Source organism: Methylococcus capsulatus str. Texas = ATCC 19069 (genome assembly GCF_000424685.1).
GTDB lineage: Bacteria > Pseudomonadota > Gammaproteobacteria > Methylococcales > Methylococcaceae > Methylococcus > Methylococcus capsulatus.
Window position 1 is genome coordinate 477,007 of record NZ_KE384224.1, and the last position, 14,138, is coordinate 491,144.

Consider the following 14,138-nt stretch of genomic DNA (forward strand, 5'->3'; position numbering starts at 1 on the left):
TTCATTCGTTGACAGTCGAAGGATAACCGGCGTTCGCGGTTGCCTGCGCGAGGGTTTCCGGACTGGTCCTGGCGTCGTCGAAAGTGACGACGGCTTCGCGTTTCTCGAAGTTCACTTCGACCTTGCTCACGCCGTCGACATTGGCGAGCGCCTTCTTCACCGTGATCGGGCAGGCCGTGCAGGTCATGCCGGGCACGGACAGAGTGATGGTCTGGCCAGCACTCCAGGCGGGTGTGCTCAGGGCGGCGGACAGGGCGATCACTGCGGTGAGTTTCTTCATGGCAATGCCCTTTCAGTAGAACAGCGGCAGGACGTAGGGAAACACGAGGGCAACCAGGACCAGGGCGGTCACGATCCAGAAAGCGATCTTGTAGGCCGTCCGCACTTGGGGCGCGGCGCAGACGTCACCAGGCTTGCAGGCATGGGCCGGTCGGAAGATGCTGCGCCAGGCGAAGAACAGTGCGATGAGCGCCGCGCCGATGAAGATCGGCCGATACGGCTCCAGCACGGTCAGGTTGCCGATCCACGCGCCCGAGAAGCCGAGCACGACCAGCACGAGGGGGCCGAGACAACAGGCGGAGGCGAGGACGGCCGCGATGCCGCCGGTCACCAGTGCGCCGCGACCGCTCTTGGATTCCGACACGAGGTTCTCCTTCCGGGACTTCGCTTGGTGCGGTAACGTTACTTCCGTAGTCGACTACGGAGTCAAGCACCATGGAGAGCGCTCAAGAGAACCTGACCATCGGCGCCTTCGCCAAGGCCGCCGGGGTCAACGTGGAGACCATCCGCTTCTACCAGCTCAAGGGCTTGCTGCCCCGGCCGGAGCGGCCTTATGGGGGCATCCGCCGTTACGGGCGGACGGACGTGGCGCGGGTGAAATTCGTGAAATCAGCCCAGCGCCTGGGGTTCAGCCTGGATGAAGTCGGCCGGCTCCTGAAACTCGAGGACGGCACCCATTGCAGCGAAGCGGCCGAACTGGCCGCCCACCGGCTGGCGGATGTACGCGCCCGCCTGGCAGACTTACAGCGGATGGAGGCAGAGCTGGCGAAGCTGGTTGGCGAGTGCAAGGCGCATAGCGGCGACATTTCCTGCCCATTGATCGCGGCATTGCACTGCTGCTGAACGGAGAGCAGTTCGGGCTTGGCGTACGATTTTTTCCGTTTCGCGAGCTGCTCCGGTCAGAACGGCAGCCGGCGGCCGAGCTGACCGCGCATGCCTTTCATCAGGTTCATGATGTTGCCGCCCTTGAGCTTCTTCATCATTTTCTGCATCTGCTCGTGCTGTTTGAGCATGCGGTTCAGGTCCTGCACCTCGGTGCCCGAGCCCAGGGTGATACGGCGCTTGCGGGAAGGGTTGAGGATGTCGGGGTCGGACCGTTCGGCGGGGGTCATGGAATCGATCATCGCCAGCTGCTGGTACATCTCCTTGTCGTTGATCTTGTCCTTGACGTGCTGGGGTACGTTCCCCACGCCCGGCAGCTTGTCCAGCATGGCGGCGAGGCCGCCCATGTTCTTGAGCTGCAGTAACTGGTCGCGGTAGTCGTTGAGGTCGAAACGCCTGCCTTTGTGGATCTTCTTGGCGAGTTTTTCCGCCTTGGCCTTGTCCATGGTGCGCTCGACGTCCTCGATCAGCGAGAGCACGTCACCCATGCCGAGGATACGCGAAGCCACGCGGTCCGGATGGAACACCTCCAGAGCCGCGGTCTTCTCGCCCACACCCATGAACTTGATCGGCTTGCCGGTGATGTGACGGATTGACAGCGCCGCGCCCCCGCGGGCGTCGCCGTCGGTCTTGGTCAGGATGACGCCGGTCAGTGGCAGCGCGTCGTGGAAGGCCTTTGCGGTGTTGGCGGCATCCTGGCCGGTCATGCTGTCCACCACGAACAGGGTTTCGATCGGCTTGATCGCCGCGTGCACGGCCTTGATCTCGTCCATCATGTCTTCGTCGATGTGAAGACGCCCGGCGGTGTCGATGATGACCACGTCCATATAGCGTTTCCGTCCGTGCTCGACGGCGCGGCGAGCGATATCGACGGGCCGTTCGCTCGCATCGCTGGGGAAGAACTCGGCCTTCACCTCGCTGGCCAATGTCTCCAGCTGCTGGATGGCGGCCGGACGATAGACGTCGGCGCTGGCCACCAGCACGGACTTGCGCAGATTCTCCTTGATCCAGCGCGCCAGCTTGGCGACGGTGGTGGTCTTGCCTGCACCCTGGAGGCCCGCCATGAGGATCACTGCCGGCGGCTGGGTGGCCAGGTTCAGTTTCTCGTTGGCCTTGCCCATGATCGTCACCAGTTCCTCGTTGACGATCTTGATCATGGCCTGGCCGGGTGTGAGGCTCTTCTGCACCTCCTGGCCCAGCGCCCGCTCCTTCACCTGTTCGATGAAATCCTTGACCACCGGCAACGCGACATCGGCTTCGAGCAATGCCTGGCGCACTTCGCGCAGGGCATCCTGCACGTTGGCCTCGGTCAAACGGCCCTGGCCGCGCAGTTTGCGCAAGGAATCGGAGAGGCGGTCGGTCAGGTTGTCGAACATGGCAGGTTTCCTAAGGTCTTGACTTTCTGTGCAACGCGGTCGGCGCGGCTTCAAACAGACCGCGCATTATGCCAGACTACGCCCCGGAGGACATGACCCCCTATGCATTCCACGATCTTCGCCGTCACCGCGATCCTGGCCTACCTCGCTGCCGCCGCGTCCATCTACCAGTCGCTACGTACCGATTACCTCTCCGCGCTGGAGACGCGGCGTCAGAAAGGGGCGACGCTGGTGTTCGGCTTTCTGGCGGTGGGGTGCCATGCATTGACGCTTTCCACGCTGTTCGACGCCGAAGGGGACCTCAACATCGGCTTTCTGAATACCCTGTCCGCCGCGGCCTGGATGATAGCCACCGTACTGCTGGCCGTAACCTTCTTCAGACCGGTGGAGAAACTCGGCATCGTGGTGTTTCCGATGGCAGCCCTGGGCCTGGCCCTGAAGCTCTCCTTCCCCGAGAGCACGCATTTCCTGAAGAACCATTCTCTGGAAATGCGCCTCCACGTCGTCGTGTCGATGCTGGCTTACAGCTTCCTCAACATCGCCGCCCTGCAGGCGATCGTACTCGCCGTTCAGGACTGGCGCCTCAAAACCCACCACGCCAGTGGATTCGTACGCTCGCTGCCGCCTCTCCAGACCATGGAGAAACTGCTGTTCCAGCTCATCGGCGCCGGATTCGTCCTGCTCAGCGTGTCCCTCGTGACCGGATTTCTGTTCGTCGAAGACCTGTTCGGCCAGCATCTGGCCCACAAGACCGTCCTCTCCATCGCCGCCTGGGGCGTATTCGCCGCCCTGCTCGGCGGGCGCCGGTTCCGCGGCTGGCGCGGCCGGACCGCCATCCGCTGGACTCTGGGCGGCTTCGCCGCGCTGATGCTGGCCTATTTCGGCAGCAAGATGGTGCTGGAGCTGGTGTTGCATCGGATATGAGCCGATGACTCGGGAGAAGGTTCGTTCGCTGGCAGCAATCTACGTCAGTTTGAAAAGACCTTCCCATTCCATGACGAGCAAATGAGCTCGACCGGCCTTCGACAGCGGACGACTCATCCGGCCCAGAGGTAATCGGCGAACAGCCCGGCGAATACCGCCGCACCGAACCAATGATTGTTGAGGAAGGCGCGGAAACACTTGGACTTCTCCCGCCCGAATATCAAGACCTGCTGATAGACCGAGAATCCCGCCGCGGCAGCCAGGCCCAGCGCGTAGAGCCCCCCCAAGCCCAGATAGCGGCCGATGCCGGCCAGAATCGCCAGCATGGCGATCTGCAGGGCGCCAATGATCTCGCGGTCGTACTTTCCGAACAGGATCGCGGTCGACTTGATCCCGATCTTTACATCGTCCTCCCGGTCCACCATGGCGTACATGGTGTCGTAGATCAGTGCCCACAGCACCGTCGCCGCGTACAGCGCCCAGGCCACGACCGGAATCGAGCCGGTCTGGGCAGCGAAAGTCATGGGAATGGCCCAGCCGAAGGCCAGGCCGAGGTAGGCTTGGGGCAGATGGGTATAGCGTTTGGTGAAGGGGTAAGAGGCTGCCAGGAACGCGCCCGGCACCGACAGGGCGATGGTCAGCCCGTTCATCGTCAGCACCAGCGCGAAGGCCGTCAGGCACAGGACCACGAACAGGATGAGAGCCTCCTTCGACGTCACCTCCCCTGCCGCGATCGGTCGCAGCCGGGTGCGTTCGACGTGCGGGTCGAACTCACGGTCGGCGTAGTCGTTGATGACGCAGCCCGCAGCCCGCATCAACACCACACCGAACACGATCACGGCCGCCACGCCAGGATCGGGGCGCCCCTCCCCGGCTATCCACAACGCCCACAGAGCAGGCCAGAGCAGCAGGAAGATGCCGATGGGTTTGTCGAAACGCATCAGGCGCCAGTAGGCATCGGCACGCGATTTCACCGAGTGCGGGACGTTCATGCGGACTCCGGGACGGAAAGCACGGCGGGAAGGAAGAACTCGGCGACCAGCAAGGGCCTGCCAGCGATCGAATAGAGCGAGCGACGACCCCAGACGGGCCCGGCCGAACCTGATCCGGCGCGAACCGCCGGCCGCCAATGGCGGTCCTCGGCCAGGGCCGCCTCGAACCCATGACGCCGCGGACGCCGTGATGCGAACAGGATTTCGCCCAGCGGCCGATTGCCCAGGTGCGCCAGCCGGCGTCCCGCACCCTTCAGGGTTTGTACCGGAAGGACGCTGCGGGCAAGGACCAAACGCCGTTCGCGGGATCGGAGTTCGACTTCGCGCACCAGCGCGCGACGGCCGGATCTGAGTTTCAGCAGCAAGGCCTCGTCCGGGAAGGGATGGGCGAAACCCTGGCGGATCACCCGGACATTGAAGTCGGCGCCGCAAGCGGCTTTCAGACGCCGGGTCAGCGAGCCCCTTTCGAACACCCAGGATTCCATGGGCCGCGGTATCGCCGGGCCGCAGCCCCGATGTGCATTACGGAATTTCGGCAGGGAAGAGAAAAGTTTGCTCCTGGAATACAAGGCGTGCGCTCGGTGGAAAAAGACGCCGGATTTTAGCAGACCGCAGCCTCATGCCGCGGGAGCTACAGGCAGCCCGGCGGTTTGGGCAGGCCGGCGATCAGGCAGGCATGTTTGAGCGGCCCGCCGGGAAACAGGCCATGCAAATAACGGTTGTTGCCTTTGGTTTCTCCCAGTTCTTTCTGGACCGCCTTGACGAACAGGCGGGCGTTCGGCAGATGATCGAAGCGGCGATGGTAGTCGCGGATGAAGCGGACGATCTCCCAGTGCGCGTCGGTCAACCGGATGCCGATCGTTTCGGCCAGGCGTTCCGCCGTAGCTTCGTCCCAGGAGTGCGAATCCAACAGGAAACCGTCGGCGCCGAGCCGCAAGGGCTGATTCACGTCCATGTCAGCGAAAGCTCGTGCCGCACCGCGAGTTCGACGAAGCCGTCATAGTCCACCTGGCCGAGCGTTTGCAGCAGGCTCGACGCGCAAAGGCCGCGGGCGCGGAGATCCGGCGCCAGCACGCGGATGTCCAGCCACGCCGCCGCCTCGGCCACTTCGCGCGAAAACCGGCAACCGGTCAGAGCGCCGTAGACGCCGTTTTCCAGCAGGAGCACGGCGTCGCCTTCCCCCGCCCGGGCCAGACATCGGCTGAGGGCGGCGCTCTCGAAGGGCGAGGCATTGACCAGATGCAGCACGCTCATCCGCACCCCACGGCGACATCATGGCCGGCGATCCAAGCCGGAACCTCGCTCCGCGCCAGCAACCGCACCGGCAGGACCAGCCCATCCGGCGAGAGAGCACGCTCGGCCAGCGATTCGTGTTCCGCCGCGACTTCGCGGACGTCGTAGAACTCCAGGGTCCGTAGCAGCGGCGCCAACGGGCGAAGCCCCGCGCCTTCGAGGACATGAGCCGCCTGCAACTGCCACACGCCATCGTCAAGGAACAAGACGTCCACCGGATGGTCGAAGGCTGCAACCGCCAGCAGCTGGTCCACCAGCTCAACGGTGCGGTCGCCGCGAAAAGGTGGTTGCCGAACCACGAAGACGAAACACTTGGAATGATTCATGATGTGAAGGTGAGTATCCGGTCCGCTTTCAGGCAGGCGTCCACCCACTGGCCCAGACCCCCGATGCGAAAGCCCGGCGCAAGCAGTCCCTGGTCTTTCCCCTCCGCTGAAACCAGACCCCGGCGCTGGGCCGCGGAAACGCACAGGACCAGATCCAGGCCATGCTCACGCGCCAGGGCGCTCCAGCGGCCGGAAAGATCGTCTTTGCCGGCGAACGATGAAACTTGTGCGTTACACACGCCGTCATAGTAAAAGAATACCAGCAGGATATGGTGCCCGTTCGCCAGGGCGGCTTTGATAAACTGATACGCGGTGTTCGCCGCCTGAGCCTCATGCGGGCTCGCATCGATCTGTATGACGAATTTCATGATCAGCGCTCCCACCACGAACCGCCTCGCCCCGGTTTTCCGCCCGATTATCCCAATCCCTTTCATGACACGTCCACGCCGCCCCGCCCGCACGCTATTCCAGGCGGTAACCGCCCTACTGGCGATTTCGTTGATCGCCGCAACCCTTCCCGCGGCCGGTGAACCCCTCAACCTCGAGCTGCCGGACATGGGCGACTCCACCGGCACCCTTTTCACGCCCCAGCAGGAAAAAGCGCTGGGCGAGGCCTTTTACCGGAATCTGCACCTCCAGGTCCAGATCAACGAAGATCCGGAAGTCACCGACTACATTCAAGCGCTGGGGCGGAAGCTGGTGGAAAACAGCGACACGCCAGGCCAGCCTTTCTACTTCTTCGTCGTCAATCAGCCGGTCATCAACGCGTTCGCCGGTCCCGGCGGCTACATCGGCGTCAACTCGGGGTTGATCCTCATCACCGAAAGCGAAAGCGAGCTGGCCTCGGTGCTCGGACACGAAATCGCGCACATCACCCAGCGCCACCTCTACGAGGCATTCCAGGCCGCCGGCCGGCTATCGCTGCCGACGGCGGCAGCCATGCTGGCCGGCGTGCTGCTGGGCGCAGGCACTGGCTCCAGTCAGTTGGGCCAGGCTGCGGTCATCGCCGCCACGGCAGCCAGCCAACAGATGCAGATCAATTTTACCCGGGACAACGAGGCGGAAGCCGATCGGGTGGGCATGAAAATCCTCTCTGGCTCGAATTTCGATCCCCGTGCGATGCCCACCTTCTTCGAACGAATGCAGCAATCCACCCGCTTCTCCACCGGCCGCAGCACGCCGGAATTTCTCCTGACCCACCCGGTCACCGTGTCGCGTATCGCCGACACCCGCGGGCGGGCCGAACAATATCCCTACAAGCAATATCCCGACTCGTTCACCTACCAGATCATCCGGGCCAAGCTGCACGTGCAGACGACCCACAATCCTCAGGAAAGCGTCGATTATTTCACCGCCATTTCGGAGGTGGGCACCCGTCAGCAGCAAGACGTGGCCCATTACGGACTGGCCCTTGCCCTGGTCTCCCAGGGCAAGATTGGTCAAGGCAGGCCCATGCTGGAGGATCTCATCCGCCGCTATCCCGAGCAGTCGCACTTCTTCAATGCCCTCGCTGACGCGGAACGCGAAGCCAAGACCTACCCCGCCGCCTTCGCTATCTACGAGGAAGCCTTGAAGCGCTTTCCCGGCAACCGCGCGCTCACTTTGAACTATGCCCAGACCCTGGTCCGCGCCGGCAAACCCCTGGAGGCGCGCAAGCGGCTGCAGGACTACCTGCTCCATTTTCCCGCTACGCCGGAGGTATATGAACTATTGGCGCAAGCCCATTCCCAGCTCGGCAACGAAGCAGAATCCCACCGCTACCTGGCCGAAGCCTATTACGCCGACGGTCAGACCCGCAACGCCATCCTGCACCTCAAGCTGGCACAGAGAGCACCCGGCCGCGATTTCCAGACCGACGCGGCGATCGAGGAGCGACTGAAGGAACTGATGGAAGAGCAGAGGGAGGAAAGGGAAAAATGAGCAGGATGACGACGCCGTTTCGAAACGCCCGCTTCGGATCGCCGCCCGCCTAATTTTCGTTGGCGTAGCGGCACCGGCGCCGATCAGCCGGCATTTGCAGGACCACGCCGTCGAAGCGGACGCCGTTGTCCTTGCCCACCCGCGCCCCCTGCTCACCCTGCCCATGGTCCTGGCTGCCGCCCGGGAATGGGGCAAAGGACCGCTCCCGTATTTCCGCCCGGGGCATCGGACGATGCCCCCTTGCAGCGTGCTACCTCGCCGGACGGTTTATTTGCTCCCAGCACTATGGACATAGCTCCTTGTATGGCGCTTCGTTAACAGGCATAATGCGCGCTCTCTAGGAGCACGCCGGCTCACCGATTCTATGGCAAGCCGCATCGGTCCCCTCGCAATGATACGCTGTGAACCCCGCCAGGCCCGGAAGGGAGCAACGGTAACAGCGGACTCGTGTGCCGGGGTGTGGCTGGTGCGGTGAGCCGCCCATTCCCTACCCTTCCGTCGCAACCCCATGCTCTACCAAGCGCTTGCGCGTAAGTGGCGACCCCACAACTTCACCGAAGTCGTCGGCCAGGAGCACGTCGTCAAGGCGCTGACGCATGCGCTGGAAGCCGGTCGCATGCACCATGCCTATCTGTTCACCGGTACCCGCGGCGTCGGCAAGACGACGCTGGCCCGGATTCTAGCCAAGGCGCTCAATTGCGAAGACCGGCAGGGCGCAAACCCCTGCGGCCGCTGCCTGATCTGCCGGGAGGTGGACGAAGGCCGCTTCATCGATCTGATCGAGGTCGACGCCGCTTCACGTACCAAGGTCGAGGATACCCGAGACCTCCTGGACAACGTCCAGTACGCCCCCAACCAGGGGCGCTACAAAGTCTACTTGATCGACGAAGTCCATATGCTCTCCGGGCACAGTTTCAACGCCCTGTTGAAGACACTGGAAGAGCCTCCGCCGCACGTGAAATTCTTGCTGGCGACCACCGACCCGCAGAAGATTCCGGTCACCGTGCTATCGCGCTGCCTGCAGTTCAACCTCAAACGGTTGACGCCCGAGCAGATCCGCGCCCAGATGGCCCAGATTCTGGCGTCCGAGAGTATCGACTTCGAGCCCGCCGCCACCAAGGCTCTGGCCCGCGCCGCCCAGGGCAGCATGCGCGACGGCCTCAGCCTGCTGGACCAGGCCATCGCCCACTGTGGCGGCCGGCTCACCAACACCGGCGTCAGCGCCATGCTGGGCACCGTATCGCGGGAGCCGGTCTATGGCGTGCTCGAGGCCCTGGCGGAGTCCGGGGCCGATGAGTTGCTTGCAGTCTCCGCGACCCTCGCCGAATTTTCCCCCGATTACCAGGACGTGGTGCAGCAACTGCTGGCGATCCTGCACCAGATTGCGATTGCCCAGTTTGCCCCGGACGCCATCCACCAAGACGACGAGGCCGAACGCGTACTGACCCTCGCCCGCCGTCTTACACCGGAGGATACCCAGCTCTACTACCAGATCGCGCTGCAGGGGCAAAAGGATCTGCAGCTGGCCCCCGACCCGCGCGATGGCTTCGAGATGCTGCTGCTGCGGATGCTGGCCTTCCGGCCGCACTCCGCCGAAGCCGCGCCGAGGATCGTCCCGACCGCGGCCGCCCCGGCGATGCGGGCACCCTCCGATACCGGCATTCGGGAGCCGCACCGCGCTCGGGAAGTCACCCGGCAAGCTCCGCCCCCGGCCGCTGCCGAAGCTTCCTCGTCCGGGGCAAGTCCTGGGACGACAAGCGACGCGCTGAACTGGCCGCGGATGATCGAGGCCATGCGCCTCGCTGGCATGACCCGCCAGCTCGCCAGCCATTGCGTGCTGAGGACGCTGACGGAACATGCCTGCGAGTTGGCGTTGGACCCCAGACAGGCCCAGATCCACACGCCAACGGTGACAAGCAATCTCGAGACCGCCTTGCAAAAGCTCCTCGGCCGCCCCATCAAGCTAACGATCCGCTGCGAATCCCTGGACGCGGAAACGCCGGCCGCCGCCGATCAGCGCGCGCAGATCGAAAGACAGCGCGAGGCCGAACTCGAAATCGAAAACGATGCGACCGTCCACGCCCTAAAGGACATGTTCGGCGCACAGATCGTGGCCGGCTCGACCCGTCCGCTAGACCACACCGAACCTTGAGGTAATCCCATGAAAAACCCGTTGGCCAACCTGATGCAGCAGGCACAGCGCTTCCAGGAGACCTTCCAGAAAACCCAGGAAGAGATAGCGGCGACCGAAATCCAGGCCGAGTCCGGCGGCGGCTTGGTGAAAATCCGCATGAACGGCAAGCGCGAAGTGCTCAAAGTGGAGATCGATCCCAGCCTGCGCCAGGAGGAACACGAAGTGTTGGAAGACCTGATCGCCGCAGCGTTCAACGACGGCGTGCGCCGGGTCGCCAAGCTCAAGCAGGAGAAGATGGCCGGCCTGACGGGAAGCCTGGGCATCCCGCCCGGCTTCAACCTGCCGTTCTAGTCCCGCATGCGGCAAGCCGGTGCCATTGCCGAGCTGATTGAAGCGCTGCGCTGTCTGCCCGGCGTCGGGCCCAAGACCGCGCAGCGCATGACGCTTCACCTGTTGCAGCGCGACCGCGACGCTGCCGGCAGACTGAGCGAAGCCCTGCGCCAGGCCTTGGAAAAAGTGGGGTTATGCGCCCAGTGCCGCACCCTGACCGAGCACTCACTGTGCGAGTACTGCGCCAGCCCGGGACGGGACCGGTCCCTCCTCTGCATCGTGGAATCGCCGGCCGAGGTGCTCGCGATCAGCCGCTCCACCGGCTATAAGGGCTTGTTTTTTGTACTCAATGGACGCCTGTCGCCGCTCGATGGCATCGGTCCCGAAGAGCTGGGGCTGGACGTCCTGGAGCAACGGCTGAAGGACGATGGTGTCGCGGAACTGATCCTGGCGACCAACACCACCGTCGAGGGCGAAGCGACCGCTCATTACCTCAGCGACATGGCCCGGCGCCACGGCATCCGGACCACCCGCATCGCCCACGGCATCCCCTTCGGCGGAGAGCTGGAATACGTCGACGGCGCCACGCTTTCCCATGCCTTCGACGGCCGCAAGGATTTCTGAAAAGACCTACCCACCCAAGGAGCCGCTATGTCGCAATGTATCTTCTGCCAGATGGTCGCCGGGACGATCAAACCCGCCGTGGTTCACGAAGACGAACTGACGCTGGCGTTCCGGGACATCAACCCGCAGGCGCCGGTGCATGTGCTGGTGATTCCCAAGGCGCACGTCGCCAACCTCAACGAGCTGCCGGCGGACGCGCCGGGTCTGGCCACGGCGCTGTTCGAGACGGTCAAGCGGGTCGCCGCGCTGGAAGGGATTGCCGAATCCGGCTACCGCACGGTGGTCAACTGCCTGGGCGATGCCGGCCAGGCAGTCGACCATCTGCATCTACACGTCCTCGGCGGCCGCCGCCTGCACTGGCCACCGGGCTGATTCCCCGTGACCGGTACGGGCGGAAGGGTAAACCCTATTCGCCGCCATCGGCGGGATTCAGCTCGGTGCCGAGGATGGACCAGTCGTCCGGATTGGCCTGGTCGTCGCCCGTCATACGCAGCTTGCACACGAATTTCTGGGCGATCCGGCCCTGCGGGGAATCGACCAGCACCTCGGACCGCAGAATGTAATTCCTGCCGCCCAGCGCCCAGGCCTCGTATTTGTCATCCAGGAATTCCGAATTCTCTGGCACCACGTGGTCTTCCAGCATCGCCGCCTTGCAATGCAGATAAGCGAAGTCGGTACGGGGGGTCTTGACCTTGCCGAGTTGCTCTTCCTCTTCTTCCTTCATATCGAAGAGATCGGACTCGAGGACCTTCATCACGAAAGGTGTCACGCCCTTGTTCTGCAGTACGTAAAGACCGACGATGAATAAAACCAGTAATAGAAGGGAGATGTTGCGGCGCATGATGCTCCTCTCGTTTTGTTCTGCTTATGTTCTGATTGCCAGGAATCCGGGGGTCCCTTGGGGAGACGCCACGGAAAACGATCAATTGTGCGGCACCGCTGTCGAAATGTATACCGGAGCCGCCGGAACCTTCGCGATTTTCAGGCCATGAACCAGCCTTCCAGCCTCGTCGTCGCCATCTCCTCCCGAGCGCTTTTCGACCTCGATGAATCGCACCGCATCTTCGAACAGGAAGGCCGGGAAGCCTATTGCCGATATCAGATCGCGCATGAAGACGAAATCCTGGCGCCGGGCGTCGCCTTCCCGCTGGTGCGCAAGTTGCTGGCGATGAACGACCGCCTCGGCACCCCGCTGGTCGAAGTCATTCTGCTCTCGCGCAACAGCGCCGACACGGGCCTCCGGATTTTCAACTCCATACAGCGCCACGGACTGGACATCACCCGGGCTGCCTTCACCGGCGGCCGCTCACCGTTCAAATACGTCGCAGCCTTCGGGGCCCATCTGTTCCTGTCGGCGGACGCCGGCGACGTCGCCGACGCCCTCAACGACGGACAGGCGGCGGCTACCATCATCACGGCTCCTGCCCGCAGCAGCGATACCGACCAGCTGCGCATCGCCTTCGACGGCGACGCGGTGCTGTTTTCGGACGAGTCCGAACGCATCTACCGCTCGGCGGGACTGGAAGCCTTCGCCGAGAATGAACGCGTCGCCGCACGCGAACCTTTGCCCGGCGGCCCGTTCCGGAATTTCCTCGCAGCACTCCATCACATCCAGACCCGCTTCGATGCCGACGGTTCACCGCTGCGCACCGCCCTGGTGACGGCCCGTGGCGCGCCCGCTCACGAACGGGTGGTACGGACGCTGCGAGCCTGGAATATCCGGATCGACGAGGCGCTGTTCCTCGGTGGACGGGATAAGAGCCAGTTCCTGGCCGCTTTCGGGGCGGATATCTTTTTCGACGATCAGAAAAGCAATTGCGAAGCCGCGAGCCGCCACGTGGCGACCGGCCACGTGCCGCACGGCGTGGCCAACGCACCCGATGACGCTGACGACCGGCCACCCGGGATGGAGGCAGGCAGCCGCTCGCCGTGAGCATTCCTCTCACCCCGTCCGTCTCCCGATTGCGGAAGAGGTGGACAAAGAAACGCTTCGCATTGTTTCGCTTCAGCTGACCGGCAGCTTGTAGGGCTTCCCTTCGACTTCCCGGACCAGCCGCGGCACGAGAAACCCCGGCAGCCGGCGGCGCAGGGCTTCGTGCAACGCCCGGGCTTCGGCCTCCGGAACTTCGAAATGGGCGGTGCCGCGCACTCTGTCCAGCAGGTGAAGGTAGTAAGGCAACACCCCACATTCGAAGAGTCTTTCGCTGAGTTCGCACAAGGCGCTGACGGAATCGTTGACCTGCCGCAGCAGCACGGACTGGTTCAGCAACGTCAGACCGGCACGCCGCATGGCTGCCAGCACGCCGCCGGTCTCGGCGTCCAGTTCCCGGGGATGATTGGCGTGAATCACCACCACGGTTTTGAGCCGGTGGCCGGCGAGGATTTCCAGCAACCTCTCGTCGATGCGGGACGGCAGCACCAGCGGCACCCGGCTGTGGACACGCAGCCGCCGCAAGTGCGGGATCGCTGTGAGCTGCTCCGTCAGCCGTGCCAAGCGATCATCGCTCAGCAGCAGCGGGTCACCGCCGCTCAGAATGATTTCAGTGAGCCCAGGATCGCGGACGATATAATCCAAAGCGGCCTTCTCCCGCTGGCGGGTGAACTGGCTTTCGCCATAGGGGAACTCGCGGCGGAAACAATAGCGACAGTGGACCGCGCAGGCGCCAGTCGTGATCAAGAGCGCCCGGCCCTGATACTTGTGCAGCAGGCCAGGCACCTTCAGAGCCGGCCGGTCGCCGACCGGATCGCCGACGAAACCCTCGGGAGAGGCCAGTTCCTGCGCCAGCGGCAGAACCTGCCGGAGCAGCGGGTCATACGGGTCGCCCGGTCTCATTTTCCGGGCATAGGCGCGCGGCACGCGGAACGGGAACTTTCCCGCCGCCTCCGCCGAAAACGGCGCGGCGATGCCGAGAAAATCCAGGAGATCCTGGACACAGCCAAAACCCTCGGCCAGTTCGGCCTGCCACTGCTCACTCATATCGTCCACCGTCCTTGATCGGCGCTGTACGGTTCCGCAATAAAAAAGCGTCCATTATAATGCTCTGTATTTTTTCAGATG

General features: G+C 63.7%; 20 protein-coding genes and 1 other RNA gene. 9 read left to right on the top strand and 12 right to left on the bottom strand.

The window, feature by feature from the left end; genetic code table 11:
• Position 1: 1 nt before the first annotated feature.
• Positions 2-280 carry a mercury resistance system periplasmic binding protein MerP gene (gene merP / locus H156_RS0113610; protein ID WP_017365902.1) on the bottom strand — a complete coding sequence of 93 codons (279 nt, stop codon included), beginning with the start codon at positions 278-280 and terminating at the stop codon, positions 2-4.
• Positions 281-292: 12 nt separating this feature from the next.
• Entirely contained in the window at positions 293-643 is a 351-nt protein-coding gene (gene merT, locus H156_RS0113615; protein WP_017365901.1) for a mercuric ion transporter MerT, read from the bottom strand.
• 71 nt (positions 644-714) lie between these two features.
• Between merT and merR the strand changes: the two genes are divergently transcribed.
• Entirely contained in the window at positions 715-1,122 is a 408-nt protein-coding gene (gene merR / locus H156_RS0113620) for a mercury resistance transcriptional regulator MerR (protein ID WP_017365900.1), read from the top strand.
• A 56-nt stretch (positions 1,123-1,178) separates the two neighbouring features.
• On the opposite strand, the gene ffh is transcribed toward merR, so the two are convergent.
• Complete coding sequence (ffh, locus tag H156_RS0113625; RefSeq protein ID WP_010960619.1) at positions 1,179-2,537, bottom strand: signal recognition particle protein; 1,359 nt, start codon at positions 2,535-2,537, stop codon at positions 1,179-1,181.
• 102 nt (positions 2,538-2,639) lie between these two features.
• Here ffh and H156_RS0113630 point away from each other — a divergent pair, with 102 nt between their 5' ends.
• Complete coding sequence (locus H156_RS0113630) at positions 2,640-3,461, top strand: cytochrome C assembly family protein (RefSeq protein WP_017365899.1); 822 nt, start codon at positions 2,640-2,642, stop codon at positions 3,459-3,461.
• A 113-nt stretch (positions 3,462-3,574) separates the two neighbouring features.
• Here H156_RS0113630 and ubiA read toward each other — a convergent pair whose 3' ends face one another.
• The 6 genes from ubiA to tusD all read right to left on the bottom strand — a co-directional run bounded on the left by ubiA (position 3,575) and on the right by tusD (position 6,440).
• A complete protein-coding gene (gene ubiA, locus H156_RS0113635) occupies positions 3,575-4,453 on the bottom strand; it encodes a 4-hydroxybenzoate octaprenyltransferase (RefSeq protein WP_017365898.1) in 879 nt (292 codons plus the stop codon).
• A complete protein-coding gene (locus H156_RS0113640) occupies positions 4,450-4,938 on the bottom strand; it encodes a chorismate--pyruvate lyase family protein (protein WP_017365897.1) in 489 nt (162 codons plus the stop codon). Before H156_RS0113640 ends, ubiA begins: the two co-directional genes overlap by 4 nt.
• A gap of 146 nt (positions 4,939-5,084) precedes the next feature.
• Positions 5,085-5,408: a TusE/DsrC/DsvC family sulfur relay protein gene (locus H156_RS0113645; RefSeq protein ID WP_017365896.1), complete on the bottom strand. Its 324-nt coding sequence runs from the start codon at positions 5,406-5,408 to the stop codon at positions 5,085-5,087.
• Complete coding sequence (gene tusB, locus H156_RS0113650) at positions 5,399-5,707, bottom strand: sulfurtransferase complex subunit TusB (RefSeq protein WP_017365895.1); 309 nt, start codon at positions 5,705-5,707, stop codon at positions 5,399-5,401. Before tusB ends, H156_RS0113645 begins: the two co-directional genes overlap by 10 nt.
• Positions 5,704-6,072: a sulfurtransferase complex subunit TusC gene (tusC, locus tag H156_RS0113655; RefSeq protein ID WP_017365894.1), complete on the bottom strand. Its 369-nt coding sequence runs from the start codon at positions 6,070-6,072 to the stop codon at positions 5,704-5,706. The genes tusB and tusC overlap by 4 nt, the downstream gene beginning before the upstream one ends.
• On the bottom strand, positions 6,069-6,440 hold the full coding sequence (gene tusD / locus H156_RS0113660; protein ID WP_010960612.1) for a sulfurtransferase complex subunit TusD: 372 nt from the start codon (positions 6,438-6,440) through the stop codon (positions 6,069-6,071). The genes tusC and tusD overlap by 4 nt, the downstream gene beginning before the upstream one ends.
• 64 nt (positions 6,441-6,504) lie before the next feature.
• On the opposite strand from tusD, the gene H156_RS0113665 reads away from it, so the two are divergent.
• Positions 6,505-7,992 (top strand): beta-barrel assembly-enhancing protease, encoded by a 1,488-nt coding sequence (locus tag H156_RS0113665; RefSeq protein WP_017365892.1) that lies wholly within the window; start codon positions 6,505-6,507, stop codon positions 7,990-7,992.
• A gap of 49 nt (positions 7,993-8,041) precedes the next feature.
• Here the strand turns inward: H156_RS0113665 and H156_RS17270 are convergent, their stop codons facing one another.
• Complete coding sequence (locus H156_RS17270; protein WP_017365891.1) at positions 8,042-8,218, bottom strand: hypothetical protein; 177 nt, start codon at positions 8,216-8,218, stop codon at positions 8,042-8,044.
• A gap of 149 nt (positions 8,219-8,367) precedes the next feature.
• Here H156_RS17270 and ffs point away from each other — a divergent pair.
• From ffs to H156_RS0113690, 5 genes are all read left to right on the top strand, one after another.
• Positions 8,368-8,464, top strand: an RNA gene (ffs, locus tag H156_RS16800) — signal recognition particle sRNA small type.
• A 36-nt stretch (positions 8,465-8,500) separates the two neighbouring features.
• Positions 8,501-10,144, top strand: a complete 1,644-nt coding sequence (dnaX, locus tag H156_RS0113675; RefSeq protein WP_017365890.1) for a DNA polymerase III subunit gamma/tau — start codon at positions 8,501-8,503, stop codon at positions 10,142-10,144.
• A gap of 9 nt (positions 10,145-10,153) precedes the next feature.
• Complete coding sequence (locus H156_RS0113680; protein WP_010960608.1) at positions 10,154-10,477, top strand: YbaB/EbfC family nucleoid-associated protein; 324 nt, start codon at positions 10,154-10,156, stop codon at positions 10,475-10,477.
• A 6-nt stretch (positions 10,478-10,483) separates the two neighbouring features.
• Positions 10,484-11,080, top strand: a complete 597-nt coding sequence (gene recR, locus H156_RS0113685; RefSeq protein ID WP_017365889.1) for a recombination mediator RecR — start codon at positions 10,484-10,486, stop codon at positions 11,078-11,080.
• A 27-nt stretch (positions 11,081-11,107) separates the two neighbouring features.
• On the top strand, positions 11,108-11,452 hold the full coding sequence (locus H156_RS0113690) for a histidine triad nucleotide-binding protein (RefSeq protein ID WP_010960606.1): 345 nt from the start codon (positions 11,108-11,110) through the stop codon (positions 11,450-11,452).
• 34 nt (positions 11,453-11,486) lie between these two features.
• On the opposite strand, the gene H156_RS0113695 is transcribed toward H156_RS0113690, so the two are convergent.
• Positions 11,487-11,921 carry a hypothetical protein gene (locus H156_RS0113695; protein WP_010960605.1) on the bottom strand — a complete coding sequence of 145 codons (435 nt, stop codon included), beginning with the start codon at positions 11,919-11,921 and terminating at the stop codon, positions 11,487-11,489.
• A 147-nt stretch (positions 11,922-12,068) separates the two neighbouring features.
• Here H156_RS0113695 and H156_RS0113700 point away from each other — a divergent pair, with 147 nt between their 5' ends.
• Positions 12,069-13,013 (top strand): 5'-nucleotidase, encoded by a 945-nt coding sequence (locus H156_RS0113700; RefSeq protein WP_010960603.1) that lies wholly within the window; start codon positions 12,069-12,071, stop codon positions 13,011-13,013.
• A 72-nt stretch (positions 13,014-13,085) separates the two neighbouring features.
• Here the strand turns inward: H156_RS0113700 and epmB are convergent, their stop codons facing one another.
• A complete protein-coding gene (gene epmB, locus H156_RS0113705; protein ID WP_017365888.1) occupies positions 13,086-14,057 on the bottom strand; it encodes an EF-P beta-lysylation protein EpmB in 972 nt (323 codons plus the stop codon).
• Positions 14,058-14,138 lie beyond the last annotated feature (81 nt).

Bases quoted from the DNA above. Each gene is read 5' to 3' on its own strand.
- H156_RS0113690 (WP_010960606.1), top strand. From the start codon at position 11,108: ATGTCGCAATGTATCTTCTGCCAGATGGTCGCCGGGACGATCAAACCC.
- ubiA (WP_017365898.1), bottom strand. From the start codon at position 4,453: ATGAACGTCCCGCACTCGGTGAAATCGCGTGCCGATGCCTACTGGCGC.
- tusB (WP_017365895.1), bottom strand. From the start codon at position 5,707: ATGAGCGTGCTGCATCTGGTCAATGCCTCGCCCTTCGAGAGCGCCGCC.
- H156_RS0113665 (WP_017365892.1), top strand. From the start codon at position 6,505: ATGACACGTCCACGCCGCCCCGCCCGCACGCTATTCCAGGCGGTAACC.
- tusD (WP_010960612.1), bottom strand. From the start codon at position 6,440: ATGAAATTCGTCATACAGATCGATGCGAGCCCGCATGAGGCTCAGGCG.
- H156_RS17270 (WP_017365891.1), bottom strand. From the start codon at position 8,218: ATGCCCCGGGCGGAAATACGGGAGCGGTCCTTTGCCCCATTCCCGGGC.
- H156_RS0113700 (WP_010960603.1), top strand. From the start codon at position 12,069: ATGAACCAGCCTTCCAGCCTCGTCGTCGCCATCTCCTCCCGAGCGCTT.
- dnaX (WP_017365890.1), top strand. From the start codon at position 8,501: ATGCTCTACCAAGCGCTTGCGCGTAAGTGGCGACCCCACAACTTCACC.
- tusC (WP_017365894.1), bottom strand. From the start codon at position 6,072: ATGAATCATTCCAAGTGTTTCGTCTTCGTGGTTCGGCAACCACCTTTT.
- H156_RS0113640 (WP_017365897.1), bottom strand. From the start codon at position 4,938: ATGGAATCCTGGGTGTTCGAAAGGGGCTCGCTGACCCGGCGTCTGAAA.
- recR (WP_017365889.1), top strand. From the start codon at position 10,484: ATGCGGCAAGCCGGTGCCATTGCCGAGCTGATTGAAGCGCTGCGCTGT.
- ffh (WP_010960619.1), bottom strand. From the start codon at position 2,537: ATGTTCGACAACCTGACCGACCGCCTCTCCGATTCCTTGCGCAAACTG.
- H156_RS0113645 (WP_017365896.1), bottom strand. From the start codon at position 5,408: ATGGACGTGAATCAGCCCTTGCGGCTCGGCGCCGACGGTTTCCTGTTG.
- H156_RS0113695 (WP_010960605.1), bottom strand. From the start codon at position 11,921: ATGCGCCGCAACATCTCCCTTCTATTACTGGTTTTATTCATCGTCGGT.
- merR (WP_017365900.1), top strand. From the start codon at position 715: ATGGAGAGCGCTCAAGAGAACCTGACCATCGGCGCCTTCGCCAAGGCC.
- H156_RS0113630 (WP_017365899.1), top strand. From the start codon at position 2,640: ATGCATTCCACGATCTTCGCCGTCACCGCGATCCTGGCCTACCTCGCT.
- merP (WP_017365902.1), bottom strand. From the start codon at position 280: ATGAAGAAACTCACCGCAGTGATCGCCCTGTCCGCCGCCCTGAGCACA.
- H156_RS0113680 (WP_010960608.1), top strand. From the start codon at position 10,154: ATGAAAAACCCGTTGGCCAACCTGATGCAGCAGGCACAGCGCTTCCAG.
- epmB (WP_017365888.1), bottom strand. From the start codon at position 14,057: ATGAGTGAGCAGTGGCAGGCCGAACTGGCCGAGGGTTTTGGCTGTGTC.